The sequence below is a fragment of the Neisseria sp. P0021.S006 genome, assembly GCF_051956895.1.
The window spans coordinates 1-681 of the sequence record NZ_JBQCWZ010000759.1 but is presented as its reverse complement, the minus strand read 5'-3'; the positions used below and the strand labels follow the sequence as shown (position 1 = coordinate 681).

Below are 681 nucleotides of genomic sequence, written 5' to 3'. Positions count from 1 at the left end.
GTACCGTCCGCCATGCCTTCCAGCGCGGCTTTGGTGGCTTTGCTGTTGTTGAAACGTGAAAGGCTGGCGACTTTCACGGGGAAATCGGCGAAGCGGTCGGCGAAGTTTTGCGCGTGCTGCTCGACCAAAAGCGTGGTTGGGGCGAGTACGGCGACCTGTTTGCCGCCCATCACCGCCACAAACGCGGCGCGCAGGGCGACTTCGGTTTTGCCAAAACCGACATCGCCGCACACTAGGCGGTCCATCGGCTTCGCCTGCGTCAAATCCTTAATCACAGCGGCGATGGCAGCGGCTTGGTCTTCGGTTTCTTCATAGCCAAAGCCGTCGGCAAATGCCTGATAATCCAACTCGTTGATTTCAAACTTGTGTCCCGATTGGGCGGCGCGTTGGGCGTAGAGATTGAGCAACTCGGCGGCGGTGTCGCGCGCTTTTTCGGCGGCTTTGCGTTTTGCCTTATTCCATGCGCCGCTGCCGAGCTTGTGCAGGGCGACGTTTTCATGCGCCTGACCAGAGTAGCGGCTGATTAAATGCAGTTGCGAAACAGGCACATAAAGCTGCGCTTCGCCCGCGTATTCGAGCAACATCATTTCGTTGGTTTCGTCGCCCAAGTCCATTGTGACCAAGCCCATATATCGGCCGATACCGTGTTCTTCGTGTACAACAGGATCGCCGATATTGATT

Annotated in this window: 1 protein-coding gene; it reads right to left on the bottom strand. The window is 57.0% G+C overall.

Translation table 11 applies throughout. From position 1 onward, the window contains the following. Nucleotides 1-681, bottom strand: a 681-nt coding sequence (locus ACTHUM_RS16940) for a CarD family transcriptional regulator (RefSeq protein WP_440403548.1), incomplete at both ends; no start/stop codon positions are given.